14 protein-coding genes are annotated in these 14,628 nt (G+C 63.4%); 13 read left to right on the forward strand and 1 reads right to left on the reverse strand.

Annotated elements, in window-relative coordinates:
- Positions 1-156: 156 nt before the first annotated feature.
- Positions 157-1,026 carry a MurR/RpiR family transcriptional regulator gene (locus B3D39_RS17090; protein WP_078602509.1) on the reverse strand — a complete coding sequence of 290 codons (870 nt, stop codon included), beginning with the start codon at positions 1,024-1,026 and terminating at the stop codon, positions 157-159.
- 146 nt (positions 1,027-1,172) lie between these two features.
- Here B3D39_RS17090 and B3D39_RS17095 point away from each other — a divergent pair, with 146 nt between their 5' ends.
- From B3D39_RS17095 to B3D39_RS17155, 13 genes are all read left to right on the forward strand, one after another.
- The gene (locus tag B3D39_RS17095; RefSeq protein WP_274963089.1) at positions 1,173-1,943 is read left to right on the forward strand and encodes an N-formylglutamate amidohydrolase; all 771 of its coding nucleotides are present in this window, start codon (positions 1,173-1,175) and stop codon (positions 1,941-1,943) included.
- Positions 1,943-2,449, forward strand: coding sequence for a TRAP transporter small permease subunit (locus B3D39_RS17100; RefSeq protein WP_078522175.1), 507 nt, complete (start codon positions 1,943-1,945; stop codon positions 2,447-2,449). Before B3D39_RS17095 ends, B3D39_RS17100 begins: the two co-directional genes overlap by 1 nt.
- Positions 2,449-3,774, forward strand: coding sequence for a TRAP transporter large permease (locus B3D39_RS17105; protein WP_083076673.1), 1,326 nt, complete (start codon positions 2,449-2,451; stop codon positions 3,772-3,774). The genes B3D39_RS17100 and B3D39_RS17105 overlap by 1 nt, the downstream gene beginning before the upstream one ends.
- Before the next feature lie 43 nt (positions 3,775-3,817).
- A complete protein-coding gene (locus B3D39_RS17110; protein ID WP_078522177.1) occupies positions 3,818-4,855 on the forward strand; it encodes a TRAP transporter substrate-binding protein in 1,038 nt (345 codons plus the stop codon).
- Between the two features lie 110 nt (positions 4,856-4,965).
- Complete coding sequence (locus tag B3D39_RS17115) at positions 4,966-6,330, forward strand: glutamine synthetase family protein (protein ID WP_274963088.1); 1,365 nt, start codon at positions 4,966-4,968, stop codon at positions 6,328-6,330.
- A gap of 44 nt (positions 6,331-6,374) precedes the next feature.
- Entirely contained in the window at positions 6,375-7,763 is a 1,389-nt protein-coding gene (locus B3D39_RS17120; RefSeq protein WP_286789916.1) for an aldehyde dehydrogenase family protein, read from the forward strand.
- Positions 7,760-8,914 (forward strand): iron-containing alcohol dehydrogenase, encoded by a 1,155-nt coding sequence (locus B3D39_RS17125; protein ID WP_274963794.1) that lies wholly within the window; start codon positions 7,760-7,762, stop codon positions 8,912-8,914. Before B3D39_RS17120 ends, B3D39_RS17125 begins: the two co-directional genes overlap by 4 nt.
- A gap of 278 nt (positions 8,915-9,192) precedes the next feature.
- Complete coding sequence (locus tag B3D39_RS17130) at positions 9,193-10,260, forward strand: ABC transporter substrate-binding protein (protein WP_408648145.1); 1,068 nt, start codon at positions 9,193-9,195, stop codon at positions 10,258-10,260.
- A 77-nt stretch (positions 10,261-10,337) separates the two neighbouring features.
- Positions 10,338-11,192, forward strand: a complete 855-nt coding sequence (locus B3D39_RS17135) for an ABC transporter permease (RefSeq protein ID WP_078522181.1) — start codon at positions 10,338-10,340, stop codon at positions 11,190-11,192.
- Complete coding sequence (locus tag B3D39_RS17140; RefSeq protein ID WP_078541553.1) at positions 11,189-11,977, forward strand: ABC transporter permease; 789 nt, start codon at positions 11,189-11,191, stop codon at positions 11,975-11,977. Before B3D39_RS17135 ends, B3D39_RS17140 begins: the two co-directional genes overlap by 4 nt.
- Before the next feature lie 3 nt (positions 11,978-11,980).
- A complete protein-coding gene (locus tag B3D39_RS17145; protein WP_078522183.1) occupies positions 11,981-13,039 on the forward strand; it encodes an ABC transporter ATP-binding protein in 1,059 nt (352 codons plus the stop codon).
- 110 nt (positions 13,040-13,149) lie between these two features.
- Positions 13,150-13,893 carry a hypothetical protein gene (locus B3D39_RS17150; RefSeq protein ID WP_274962355.1) on the forward strand — a complete coding sequence of 248 codons (744 nt, stop codon included), beginning with the start codon at positions 13,150-13,152 and terminating at the stop codon, positions 13,891-13,893.
- Positions 13,894-13,967: 74 nt separating this feature from the next.
- Positions 13,968-14,609, forward strand: coding sequence for a DedA family protein (locus tag B3D39_RS17155; RefSeq protein WP_274962354.1), 642 nt, complete (start codon positions 13,968-13,970; stop codon positions 14,607-14,609).
- Positions 14,610-14,628 lie beyond the last annotated feature (19 nt).

Consider the following 14,628-nt stretch of genomic DNA (forward strand, 5'->3'; position numbering starts at 1 on the left):
TTGGGTGGAGAAATTTCTCCAAAGAAACTAGGAGCTTCCGACGCCCGAGAGAAAATTGCTTTCTCCCTCGAGGCAGCATCTCCTGGGCACCATTACTCAAAAAGTCGCGCAACTCATCCGGGCTGAGCTTTTTCGCGCAGGCGCGCGCGCTGGGCCTTATTTCCTGCGGAAAAAGCGCGCGCGGTCGTAAAGCGCTTCGAGCCGCGCCATGCGGGCCGAGGTTTCTTCCCAGGTCAGCGATTGAATCGCCGCCATGAGCGTTTCGACCAGAACCTGAATCGCGACCGTCGAATCCCACGCCGAGGGCGCTTCGATCTGCGCCGAGAAGCGATAGCGCGCATGGGTTGCGGCGGGCGAGACCCAAGGGTCGGTGATCAGCACGACTTCCGCGCCCTGCTCGACCGCCATCTCGACCAGTTGCAGGACGCTCGATTCGTAGCGGCGAATGTCGAAAACCAAGAGCACGTCGCCCTTCTGCATCTCGAGAAGCGCGGGCGGCCAGCTGTTCGAGAGCGGCTCGAGCAGTTCGACGCCGGGGCGGATCACCTTCATATGCGCCACGAAATAGGCCGCGATCGGGCCGGTGATCCGGCCCCCGGTCGCGAAGATGCGACGTTTGGGATCGGCCATCAGCGCGGCAGCGGCGTCGAACTCGGCATGGTCGATCTGCTTCAGCGTCGCCTGCAGGTTGCCCAGAACCGTATCGGCGAAGCGGTTGATCATATGGGTGTCGGGCGCATCCCCCGCCCAGCGATCGTGTTTGACCAGCGGCGAGACAAGCTGCGCCTCCAACTCGTCGCGCACCGCCTGCTGCAGCCCCGGATAGCCGCCATAGCCCATCTTCTGCGCCAATCGCACAACTGTAGGGGAGGACACTTCGGCGGCCCGCGCCAGCTGCGCGACAGATCCCAGAAGCGCCATCGGATAGTGGCGCAGGATATGCCCGGCGAGTTGCTTCTCGGTCCGGGTCATCTCTTCGATGCCCGTCCGGAGCCTGTCTTCGATGCTTTGCGTCGCTGCTGACAAATCGGGCACCCCCGTGCGAATCAAGTTAGAAATGATTGTAACAGAATTTTCTTCTCTGAAATTTTCTTGACAGATGCGGCTTGGCGAGGCGAGCCTGACCCCAGGACGCGACGTAGAATCGCGCCGCTCAACAGAGAGGGACCGATTTGAACAGCGCGCATGTAGCGGTGGAAATCGAAGGCGCGGATCGACCGGGTGAGGTCGTTCTGGTCTGCGAACATGCGTTGAATGCCTTTCCTGCGCCTTGGGGCGATCTGGGTCTGACGCCCGATCAGCGCGAGGCGCATATCGCTTGGGATCCCGGCGCGCTGGGCCTTGCGCGCGGTCTGGCTGCGCAATTGGAGGCGCCGCTGGTCGCCGCCCGCCAGTCGCGGCTGATCTACGATCTCAACCGCCCGCCGCATCATCCGGGTGCGATGCCCGTGACCTCCGAGATCCATGACATTCCTGGTAATGCGGCGCTTTCGCCGGACGACCGTAGTGCGCGCACCGAGGCGCTATACGAGCCGTTCCACGCAGCGCTACGCAGTCTGATCGCCGAGCGGTTGGCCCGCGGGCGGCCGACGGCGCTGGTGACGGTGCATTCCTTCACGCCGATCTGGTTCGGCAAGCCGCGCGCGGTCGAGCTTGGCGTGATCCACGATGCCGATCCGAGCCTAGCGCAGGCGGTTCTCGAGGAAGCCCGCCGTGTCACCGAACTCGATGCGCGTCTTAACGAACCTTACTCGGGCGCGGATGGCGTCTGTCATACGCTGGCGCTGCAGGCCACGCCGATGGGGCTGCCGAATGTCATGCTGGAACTGCGCAACGATCTGATCGCCGATCCTACCGCGCAAGAGGCGATGGCCGCGACGCTTGCCCCGGTGCTGCAAACCGCGCTGTCGCAGATCACCGCAAATAACGGGGAGGCCGCCTGATGCCACGCTGGAGTGTCGCCTATGTCCGCCTGATCGACGGGTTCAACCGCAAGCTCGGCAAGGTGGCGATGTACCTGCTCTACGTGATGATGGCGATCATGCTGTTCTCATCGCTGACGAAGATCTTCGAAATCCCCGCGCTCTGGACGCTGGAGATGGCCCAGTTCACGCTGGTCGCCTATTACATGCTCGGCGCGCCGTGGACCCTGCAGGGCGACACGAACGTCCGGATGGACTTGCTGTACTCCCGCTGGTCGCCGAAAGGGCAGGCCTGGTGGGATGCCTTCACCGTTTTCGCGCTGATGTTCTACCTCGGGATCATGGTCTACTCGGCCTTCGATTCCACGGTCTATTCCTTCGAATATAACGAGCGAAACCCGACCGCGTGGCGTCCCGTGCTGTGGCCGATCAAGGTCATCATCACCACGGGCTTCGCACTTCTGTTCCTGCAGGCCGTGGCACTTCTGATCCGCGATGTCGCGACTATTCGCGGAGAGGAAATCTGATGGATCACAACACCATCGCCCTTTTGATGTTCTCGACGATGCTGCTGATGATGCTGACCGGTCAGCGCGTCTTCGGCGCGATCGGCTTCGTGGCCGTCGTCGCGGCCTTCTGGCTCTGGGGGCCGGGCGGCACGCAGATGGGCTTCGGCTCGGTCATGAAGCTGATGAAATGGACGCCGCTCCTGACGCTGCCGATGTTCGTCTACATGGGCTACGTGATGTCCGAGAGCCGTCTGGCCGAAGACCTCTATCGGATGTTCCACGTCTGGTTCGGGCCCTTACCGGGGGGGCTCGCCATCGGGACGATCATGCTCATGGTGATGATCTCGGTGATGAACGGGCTGTCGGTCGCGGGTATGGCGATCGGGGCGACGATCGCGCTGCCGGAACTGCTGCGCCGGAACTACGACAAGCTGATGATCTCGGGTGTCATTCAGGCGGGGTCGTCCTTGGGCATCCTGATCCCGCCCTCGGTCGTGCTGGTGCTGTTCTCGCTGATCGCGCGGCAGCCGGTGTCGGAACTGTGGTTGGCAGGTGCGGTGCCGGGGCTGCTGATGGCCACGCTTTTCGTCGCCTATATCGTGATCCGCTGCAAAATGAACCCGGACCTCGCGCCGCCGATGGATGCGGAAGAGCGCGCCATGATCACCATGCGCGAGAAGCTGCGCCTGCTGCGCGCGGGTCTGATGCCGGTCTTCATCTTCGTTGCGATGATGGTGCCCTTCCTTAAGGGGTGGGCGAGCCTGACCGAAGCCTCGGTGATCGGCGCACTGGCCGCTGTCTTCGCGGCGGCGATCAAGCGGCGCTTCACCTGGCAGGTCTTCAAGGTTTCGACCGAGAACACGCTCAAGATCACCGTGATGTTCATGCTGATCATCACCGCGGCGCTGTCCTTCGGGGCGGTGTTCGACGGTCTTGGCGCGGGCCGCGCGATCGAGGATTTCTTCACCGACAGCCTCGGCCTCGGCCCGTGGCAGATCCTGATCCTGATGCAGCTGAGCTTCCTCGTGATGGGGATGTTCCTCGATGACACGGCGATGCTGGTGATCGTGGCCCCGGTCTATGTCTCGCTCGCCCGGCATCTGGGCTTCGACATGATCTGGTACGGTGTCCTTTATACCATCACCTGTCAGGTTGCCTATCTCACGCCGCCCTTCGGTTATAATCTGTTCCTGATGAAGGCGATGGCGCCGAAGGATTTCACCCTGCCGGTGATCTACGCCTCGGTGATCCCCTTCGTGGGCGTGATGGTCCTGACGCTGATCCTCGTGATGATCTTTCCGCAGCTGGCGCTCTGGCTGCCGCATGCGGTGCTCGGAAGATAACCATAACCCGGAAAAACCGGGATCAACCAACAAGGAGAGAGTGATGACGACAAGAAGACAGTTCCTCACCACCGGTGCGGTGGGTGCGGCTGCGGCGGGCCTTGCGGCCCCGGCCGTCGCGCAGACCACACCAATCAAGTGGCGTATGCAGACCTATGCCGGCCCCGCGCTGGCCGAACAGGTCGTGGACAATTGCATCAAGACCTTCAACGAAATCGCCGATGGCGAGATGGAGATCGAGCTTTACTACGCCGACCAGCTGGTGCCGACCTCCGAGCTGTTCCGCGCGATGCAGTCGGGCACGATCGATGCCGTGCAATCCGACGATGACTCGATGGCCTCGCCGACCGAAGTCACCGTCTTCGGCGGCTATTTCCCCTTCGGCCTGCGCTACTCGCTCGACGTGCCGACGCTGTTCAACGAATGGGGTCTCAACGAGATCTGGGACGAGCAGTATTCGGCCGTCGGTGTGAAGCACATCTCGGCGGGCTCGTGGGACCCGTGCAACTTCGCCATGAAAGAGCCGGTGAAGTCGCTCGACGATCTCAACGGCAAGCGGGTCTTCACCTTCCCGACGGCCGGGCGCTTCCTTGCGCAATTCGGCGTCGTGCCGGTGACGATCCCGTGGGAAGACGTGGAAGTCGCGCTGCAGACCGGCGAGCTGGACGGCGTCGCATGGTCGGGCATCACCGAGGATTACACCTCGGGCTGGGGCAAGAACGCGCCCTACTTCCTGACCAACAACATCTCGGGCGCCTGGATCGGCCACTTCTTCGCCAACATGGATCGTTGGAATGAAGTGCCGGACCGTCTGAAGACGCTGATGAAGACCTGCTTCGATCAATCGCATTACCACCGCCAGTACTGGTACTGGTCGGGCGAGGCGAAGCTGCGCGTCGAAGGCACCGATATGGAGCTGACGACCATTCCGGACGCCGAATGGCAGAAGGTCGAAGACGCCGCCCACAAGTTCTGGGACGAGATCGCGGCCGAAAGCGAGTTGAAGGCCAAGGTCGTCGACATCTTCAAGAAATACAACGCGACGATGGCGAAGGCAGGCCCGCCCTATCGCTGCGGCTAAGCAAAGCGGGGGCGGCGGAAACGCTGCCCCTACGACGCAACATTTGCCCTCTTGTGGGGCCCCGCACCGCGCGGCAATCTCGCGCGGTGATCTTGATCCCGGAGGAACTCATGTCGCGCAAATTATCGTTCGACGCGCTCAAGAAATCGGTCAATGCAGGCGAGGTCGATACGGTCATCGCAGCCCTTGTGGATATGCAGGGGCGGCTTCAGGGCAAGCGGTTCCACGCGGCGCATTTCATCGACAGCGCATGGGAAGAGACCCATTGCTGCAACTACCTGCTGGCGACCGACATGGAGATGGTCACCGTGCCGGGCTATGACGCGTCCAGCTGGGAGCGCGGCTACGGCGATTACGTGATGAAGCCCGACATGGAGACGCTGCGGCTGATCCCATGGGTTCCGGGCACGGCGCTGGTGATCTGCGATCTGCTCGATCATCATAGCCACGAGCCGATCCCCCATGCACCGCGCCAGATGCTGAAATCGCAGCTCAAGCGCGCCAAGGACATGGGCTATGACGTGATGATGGCGACCGAGCTGGAGTTCTTCCTGTTCGAGGAAAGCTATCCGCAGCTCTTCGACGCGGGCTACCCCGATCCCACCCCGGTCGCGCGCTACAATGTCGACTATTCGCTGATGGGCAATTCGCGCGCCGAACCGGCGATGCGGGCGATGCGCAACGCGCTCTATGCGGCGGGCGTGCCGGTCGAATGTTCCAAGGGCGAGGCCGAATGCGGTCAGGAAGAGCTGAACGTGAAATATGCGGGCGGGCTTCAGACCGCCGACATGCATGTGCTGGTCAAGCAATGCGCCAAGGAAGTCGCCCAGTCCCACGGGCTTTCGGCGACCTTCATGGCGAAATACCACACCGACAAGGCTGGCTCGTCGAGCCACGTTCACCAGTCGCTCTGGAAGGGCGGCAAGCCTGCCTTCTTCGACAAGGACGCGCCGAACGGCATGTCCGAGCTGATGCACCAGTTCCTCGCCGGTCAGCTGACCCATGCGCGTGAGATCACCTATTTCCTCGCGCCCTACACCAACAGCTACAAGCGCTTCTGCGAGGGGCTTTTCGCGCCGACGAAAGCGGTCTGGTCTTTGGACAACCGAACGGCGGGCTTCCGCATCTGCGGCGAGGGCACGAAATCCATCCGCGTGGAATGCCGCATCGGCGGGGCCGACCTGAACCCTTATCTGGCCTGCGCGTCGCTTCTCGCGGCGGGGCTGGCCGGGATCGAGCAACAGATGGACCCGGGCCCGGAAGCCGCAGGCGACATCTACAAGGCGGGCGAAGTGACCGAGGTGCCGAAATCGCTGACCGAGGCGCTGGGCGCTCTCGAAGGTTCGGACATGCTCAAATCCGCCTTCGGCGAGGACGTGATGGCCCATTACGTGCGCGCCGCCCGCTGGGAAATCGAAGAGCAGAACCGAGTTGTGACCGACTGGGAGCGGATGCGCGGTTTCGAACGCGCCTGAGTTTTGACAGACCCGCGGGGCCCTACACCCCGCAAGGAGACATGATGACCAAGACCCTGAAATGTATCTCGCCCGTCGACGGGCAGGTCTATGCCGAACGCGAGGCGCTGAGCGCCTCCGACGCGCAGGCGCTGGCCGCGAGCCTTCGCGCCGCACAGCCCGCATGGGCCGAACGTCCGCTGTCCGAGCGTATCGCGCTCGTCGAGGCGGGCATCGCCAAACTCAACGAGATGAAGGATCTCGTGGTCGAGGAGCTTGCGTGGCAGATGGGCCGCCCGACCCGCTATGGCGGCGAATTCGGCGGCATGAACGAGCGCGCGGGCTATATGGCCGCGATCGCTGAAGAGGCGCTGGCCCCGATGGTGGTCGAGCAAAGCGAAAGCTTCCTGCGCCAGATCGCGCGCGAGCCCGTGGGCGTCGTCTTCATCATCGCGCCTTGGAACTATCCCTATATGACGGTGATCAACTCGCTGGTCCCGGCGCTGATCGCGGGCAACACGGTGATGCTGAAGCACGCCACGCAGACGATGCTGGTGGGCGAGCGTATCGCCGAAGCCTTCCACGCGGCGGGCGTGCCGCAGGACGTGTTCCAGAACGTCTACCTGACGCACGAGACCTCGGAAGAGCTGATGGGCGCGAAGGCGTTCGATTTCGTCAACTTCACCGGCTCTGTCGGCGGCGGTCGCGCGGTGGAGCGCGCGCTGGCGGGCACCTTCACCGGGCTGGGCCTCGAACTGGGCGGCAAGGATCCGGGCTATGTGGCCGCGGATGCCGATCTGGACGCGGCGGTCGACGGGCTGATGGATGGCGCGCTGTTCAACGCAGGCCAGTGCTGCTGCGGGATCGAGCGGATTTACGTCCATGCGAGCCTCTACGACGCCTTCGTCGAAAAGGCCGCTGCCTGGGCGAGCAAGCTGACCCTCGGCAATCCGTTCGAGCCGGAAACGACGCTGGGCCCGATGGCCAACAAGCGCTTCGCCGAAGTGGTGCGCGGCCAGATCGAGGATGCGATCACCGATGGCGCCAAGCCGCTGCTCGATCCCGAGCTGTTCCCGGCAGACGATGGTGGCGCCTATCTCGCGCCGCAGATCCTCGTCGACGTGAACCACGAGATGCGCGTGATGCGCGAGGAAAGCTTCGGTCCCGTCGTCGGCATCATGCCGGTGAAGGATGACGAGGAAGCCATCGCCGCGATGAACGATTGCGATTACGGGCTGACCTGCTCGATCTGGACCGCCGATCCCGCCCGCGCCGAGGCGATGGGCAAGCGGCTGCAGACCGGCACCGTCTTCATGAACCGCTGCGACTATCTCGACCCGGCGCTGTGCTGGACCGGCTGCAAGGAAACGGGCCGTGGCGGCTCGCTTTCGGTGCTGGGCTATCACGCGCTGACGCGTCCGAAATCCTACCATCTCAAGAAGGTGACGAAATGACTGCCCCCACCGCAAACTGGTCCTATCCGACCACGATCAAATTCGGCCCCGGCCGGATTTCGGAACTGGCCGATCACTGCAAATCTGTGGGTATCGCGAAGCCGCTTCTGGTGACCGACAAGGCGCTGGCCGCGCTGCCGATCACCGCGGCCGCGCTCGACGTGCTGGACGCGGCGGGCCTTGGCCGCGCGATCTTCTCCGAGGTCGATCCGAACCCGAACGAGGGCAACATGGCCGCCGGGATCGAGGTCTTCAAAGCGGGCGGCCATGACGGTGTGATCTGCTTCGGCGGTGGCTCCGCGCTCGATCTGGGCAAGATGATCGCGCTGATGGCGGGGCAGGACGCTTCGCTGAGCGTCTGGGATCTGGAGGATATCGGCGACTGGTGGACGCGCGCGAATGGCGATGTGATCGCGCCGATCATCGCGGTGCCGACGACGGCCGGGACCGGCTCGGAAGTGGGGCGCGCCGGCGTTCTCACCAATTCCGAGACCCATAAGAAGAAGATCATCTTCCACCCCAACCTGATGCCCGCGATCACGATCTGCGATCCGGAGCTGACGGTCGGTATGCCGCCCTTCATCACGGCGGGCACCGGGATGGACGCGCTGGCGCATTGCCTCGAGGCGTTTTGTAGCCCGCATTACCACCCGATGAGCCAGGGTATCGCGCTCGAAGGGATGCGGCTCGTGTTCGAGAACCTTCCGCGCGCCTACACGACGCCGGACGATCTGGAGGCACGCGCCAACATGATGTCGGCGGCGGCGATGGGGGCGGTGGCGTTCCAGAAGGGCCTCGGCGCGATCCACTCGCTGAGCCACCCGGTCGGCGCGGTCTACGGCACCCATCACGGCACGACCAATGCCTGCGTGATGCCGATGGTGCTCGACTTCAACCGCGCCGCCATCGAGGAGCGGATCAACCGCGCGGCGGCCTATCTGGGCATCGCGGGCGGCTTCGAGGGCTTCAAGGCCCGGATCGAGAGCCTGCGCACCGAATTGTCCATCCCGGCGAACCTGACCGAGATGGGCGTGAAGCGCGAAGATCTCGACATGTTGGTCGAGATGGCGCTGGAAGATCCGTCCTGTGGCGGCAACCCGGTCGAGATGACGGCCGAGAATACCCGCGCGCTTTACGAGGCGTGCCTTTGATATCGGCGCGAGCGGGGGCTGCGCCCTCGCTCGTTGGCGCGGCTCACGCGTCTGTAACTAGTGTTGATGAGGAATTTTGCTTCAACATCTGTACTGCCAAAAATCTGTTACAACGCCCGCATAAAGGGTCGCCGATGCCGGAGCCAACCGGACGGCACAACCGTCGAAAGACATTAGCTCGGGGGAGACAGGGCCGCATGAGGCGGCACCGCCCTCCATCAACGGGGAGAGACCTGAAAATGAACTTCAAGTTCCGTTACCTTGCAGCAGCCAGCGCGATGGCCCTTGCTGCCAGCACCGGCGTCAGCTTCGCCGACAGCATGGATGACCTCTACGCTGCTGCGAAAGAAGAAGGCAGCCTGACCACGATCGCGCTGCCGCATTCGTGGTGCAACTACGCGGGCGTGATCGACGGCTTCAAGAAGAAGTATCCCGGGATCACCGTGAACGAACTGAACCCCGATGCGGGCTCGGCCGACGAGCTCGAAGCGATCCGCGCCAACAAGGACAACAAGGGTCCGCAGGCGCCCGACGTGATCGACGTGGGCCTTTCCTTCGGCCCGGCGGCCAAGGACGAGGGTCTGATCCAGCCCTACAAGGTCTCGACCTGGGACACGATCCCGGACAGCGCCAAGGATGCTGAAGGCTACTGGTATGGTGACTATTACGGCGTGCTGTCGTTCGCGGTGAACAAGGACATCGTCGACAACGTGCCGCAGGACTGGTCGGACCTGCTCAAGCCGGAATACGCGAACTCGGTGGCTCTCGCGGGCGATCCGCGTGCCTCGAACCAGGCGATCCTCGGCGTTCTGGCCGCGGGCGTCGCAGCGGGCGGCGAGCCGGGCAAAGCCTCGGGCGAAGCTGGCCTGAAATACTTCGCCGAGATGAACAAGAACGGCAACTTCGTGCCCGTTATCGGCAAGACCGGGACGCTGGCCCAAGGCGCGACCCCGATCGTCGTCGAGTGGGACTATAACGCGCTTGCCGGTCGCGACACGCTGAACGGCAACCCGCCGGTCGACGTCGTCGTGCCGAAATCGGGCGTTGTCGCCGGTGTCTACGTTCAGGCTATCTCGGCCTATGCGCCGCACCCGAACGCAGCCAAGCTCTGGATGGAATACCTCTATTCGGACGAAGGTCAGCTCGGCTGGCTGGAAGGCTATTGCCACCCGATCCGCTTCAACGACCTGTCGGCCAACGGCAAGGTTCCGCAGAAGATGCTCGACGCGATGCCGCCCGCCGAGGGCTACGCCAAGGCGGTCTTCCCGTCGCTCGACGCGCAGGCTGCGAACAAGGAAGTCGTGACCGGCGGCTGGGACAGCGTCGTCGGCGCGAACGTCCAGTAACCGAACCCGCATAAGCACACGCCCCGCGCCTGATCGCGCGGGGCGACTTTATTGAAAATTCTGCAAAGCGAGGCCCGATGCAAAGCCGCAAGCTGCCGCTGACTTGGGTGGGGATGGTTCCCTTCACGCTCTTCGCGCTTTTGTTCCTGATCGCACCGACGATGTATATCGTGGTGGGCGCGTTTAGGACGAGTGACGGGGGCTTCACGCTGTCGAACCTCGTGAACCTGTTTCAACCGACGATCCTGGCGAGCTACTGGATCTCGATCAAGATCAGCCTCGCCACTGCGCTTGTAGGCTGCCTGATCGGCTTCGCGCTGGCCGCCGCCGTGACGCTGGGCGGTCTGCCGAACTGGCTGCGCGGTCCGGTGATGACCTTCTCGGGCGTGGCCTCTAACTTCGCAGGCGTGCCGCTGGCGTTTGCCTTCCTCGCGACGCTGGGACGTCTGGGCCTCGTGACCGTGCTGCTGAAGTCGTGGTTCGGTTTCAACATCTACACGCATGGCTTCAACCTGCTGAGCTTCTTCGGTCTGACGATCACCTATCTGTTCTTCCAGATCCCGCTGATGGTGCTGATCATCACGCCTGCGCTGGACGGTCTGAAGCGCGAATGGAAAGAGGCGGCGAGCATCCTCGGCGCGACCGGCTTCCAGTACTGGCGCATCGTCGCGCTGCCGATCCTCTGGCCCTCGCTGCTGGGCACGCTGGCGCTGCTCTTCGCCAATAGCTTCGGCGCGGTGGCGACGGCCTATGCGCTCACCGGCTCGTCGATGTCGATCGTGCCGATCATGCTTTACGCGCAAATCCGCGGCGATGTGCTGCAGGACCCGCATCTGGGCTACGCTCTGGCCTTCGGGATGATCGTCATCACCGGCCTCGCCAACCTTGCCTATGTCTGGCTGCGCGTACGCTCCGAAAGGTGGATGCGATGAAATCCAAGAAACTCTGGTCCTGGCTCGCGCTGGCGTTCGGGGCGCTCTATTTCGCGCTGCCGCTGCTTGGCACGCTTGAATTCTCGCTGCGGGCGCGGCGCGGGGTCTATTCGCTCGACGCTTACCGCTCGGTGCTGGCCGATCCGCAATTCCGCGAGACCTTCAGCTACTCCGTCGTGATGGCGATCTTCACGATCCTCGTGGGCGCGCTGATCGTGGTGCCGACCGCCTATTGGGTGCGTCTGAAGTTGCCGCATTGGCGCCCGGTGGTGGAGTTCATCACGCTTCTGCCGCTGGTGATCCCGCCGATCGTGATCGTCTTCGGCTATATCCGGCTGTATAACACCTCGTCGATCCTGCCGCTGACCGGCACGACGACGGGCACCAACCTCCTGCTGATGCTGGGCTATGCCACGCTCTCGCTGCCTTACATGTATCGTGCGGTCGATACCGGACTGCGCACCATCGATGTCGGGACGCTGACCGAAGCCGCGCAGAGCCTCGGCGCCGGGTGGAGCACGATCCTCGCCCGCGTCATCCTGCCGAACGTGCTGGTCGCGGTGCTCTCGGGCGCCTTCATCACCTTCGCCATCGTCATCGGCGAGTTCGTCCTCGCCTCGCTCCTCAACCGGCCGGCATTCGGCCCCTATATGCAACTGACCGGCGCGAACAAGGCTTACGAGCCCGCCGCGCTTGCGGTGATCGCCTTCTCGATCACCTGGATCTGCATGGGGCTGATCCAACTCGTCACCCGGTTTTCCAAACATACGAACGCAAAGCGGTAACCCATGGCCTCTCTCGAGATCGAACATCTGGAAAAATCCTTCGGCGCGAACCGCGTTGTGAAGGATTTCAACCTCTCCATCGAAGAGGGTGAATTTATCTCGCTGCTTGGCCCGTCGGGCTGCGGCAAGACGACCGTGCTGCGGATGGTGGCGGGCTTCGAGAGCCCTTCGGGCGGTGCGATCCGCATCGGTGGGCAGGACGTGACGCATCTGGGCGCTAACCAGCGCAATATCGGCATGGTGTTTCAGGCCTACGCGCTGTTTCCCAACCTGACCGTCGCGCAGAACGTGGGCTTCGGGCTGCGCGTGGCGAAACGTCCGCGCGCCGAGATCAAAGCCCGTGTGACCGAGATGCTGGAGCTGATCGGCCTGCCCGATCTGGGCAACCGCTACCCGTTCCAGCTGTCAGGCGGGCAACAGCAGCGCGTGGCGCTGGCGCGCGCGCTCGCGATCCAGCCGCGCGTGCTGCTGCTCGACGAGCCGCTCTCCGCGCTTGATGCGAAGATCCGCGTCTCGCTGCGCGAAGAAATCCGCGACATTCAGCGCCGTCTGGGCATCACGACGATCTTCGTGACCCACGATCAGGAAGAGGCGCTGTCGATCTCGGATCGGGTGGTGGTGATGAATGGCGGGGTGGCCGAGCAGATCGGTGCGCCATTCGAGATCTACAACCAGCCGAAGACCCGTTTCGTCGCGCAATTCGTGGGCACGCTGAACGCGCTCGAAGCCGAGGTGGCCGATCCGGCGCGTGGCGCTCTACGCGTCGGCAACACCGAGGTGATCCTGTCCGAACCCGTGACCGCAGGTCAGGGGACTCCGGTCACGCTGGCCGCGCGGCCCGAAGTTCTGGCGCTGGGCCGCCGCGAGGGCAATGACACGGTGTTCACGGGGCGGATCGTCGAGACGCATTTCCTCGGCTCGATCCTGCGGGTGCGAATGGAAGTGGAAGGGCAGCTTATCGCGCTCGACACGTTCAACCGCCCCGGCAATCCGCCGCCCAAGGTCGGCACCGAGGCCGAGGTCAGCGTCGCAAGCCGCGATCTTCTGGTTCTGGCCGACTGACGACGCGAAAACGGGCCCGCACCCCTCTTTTCTCCGGGTTTTCGGACCCGGAGCCCCTTCTGCCGCGTTGCCGATGAAAGCTTACACGCGACCGTTGCAGAAGGATGAAAATGGAGTGGCTGGTCGATCATAATCAAGTGGTGAGTATCGCGGTGCAGATCGTCACCGCGTTCGTCTGGCTGATCTATTTGCAGCTTCTGTTGCATAATTTTCGGCGTGAGCGCCGCTCGAAACTGCTGCTTACCCGGGTCGCGGGCGGCCATGAGCGCGGACATCTGATGCTGGGCAATATGGGTGCCGAGCCGATTTTCGTGAAAGCCCTTCTGGCCGATCTCGTGATCGACGGGAAAACCTATCACTCGATCGCCAGCGATTCCGGCGGGTTTGCTCCGTTCGCGGATTCCGGCCCCAACGAGTCGATCAAGGGCCCGCTGAAAACCGCGGATTATCGCGATCTCGGCCGCATCTCCGATCTTGTGGACGTCGCGCTGGACTTCTCGAGCTTGCCCGACGACGCAAAAGAGGTGGAGTCGGTGGTTTTCACCGTTCTCGCGGAAAGCAGTCGCGACAATATCCTGACCGCCGGGCGGCTCTGTTTCGATGTCTATCACGCCGGGGAGCATCAGCGCTTCTTGCCGCAGACCTCTTCGACGGTGCAGCTGCGCAGTTTCCGCAAGCGTCGGGAATTGGCGTCGCGGCTGGAGGAAATGCTGGAGCAGGAGGCGCGTGCCTTCCTGACCAGCGAGGACGGCGAGCGTCGAGCACGGGGCGCAGAGCTGAAACTGCTCCGACAGCGGCAACAACAACGCCGGCAGGATCAGCAGACGGGCTCTCCGCAGGAGGCCGCCGAATGAATCACCGCGGGAACTTCAGCTAATTCAACCGACCATGGCGCGCCGTTCCGGCTTGAGGCGCCAAAGGAGAAAACATGTTCAACTGGATCACCGGCGTCATCGCGTCCTTCGGCTATTTCGGTATCGCGGGCCTGATGTTGCTGGAGAACGTGTTCCCGCCGATTCCGTCCGAGCTGATCATGCCACTCGCAGGCTATATGGCGGCGCAGGGGAAATTCTCGCTGATCGGGCTGATCGTCGCGGGCACCATCGGTTCGGTGCTGGGCGCGCTCCTTTGGTACTGGATCGGCCTCAAGATCGGGATCAAGCGCCTGTGCCATCTGTCGACCCGCCATGGCCGCTGGATCGGCATCACCCCGCGCGACATTACCCGGACCAAGAAATGGTTCGACAAGCACGGCTGGGTGGGCGTGTTCTTCGGGCGGATGCTTCCCGGCGTCCGCACGCTGATATCGGTGCCGGCGGGCATGGCGCGGATGCCGTTCGTCCCGTTCCTCGCCTACACCACGCTGGGCAGCGCGCTCTGGACCGCATTGCTGACCGTCGCGGGCTATCTGCTCGGGAAGCAGTACAGCGAAGTCGCAAGCTGGGTGAACCCGGTCTCGACCGGCGTGATCGTGGTGCTCGTCCTGCTCTACGCCTATCGGGTGATTACCTGGAAGCCGCTGAGAGATGACGACGAACCCAGCGGCGCCACGCCCGCGCGCGAGAGCTGAACTGCTGTTTTCCTTGTTT

It is taken from the genome of Thioclava sp. UBA3469 (assembly GCF_002378135.1).
GTDB lineage: Bacteria > Pseudomonadota > Alphaproteobacteria > Rhodobacterales > Rhodobacteraceae > Thioclava > Thioclava sediminum.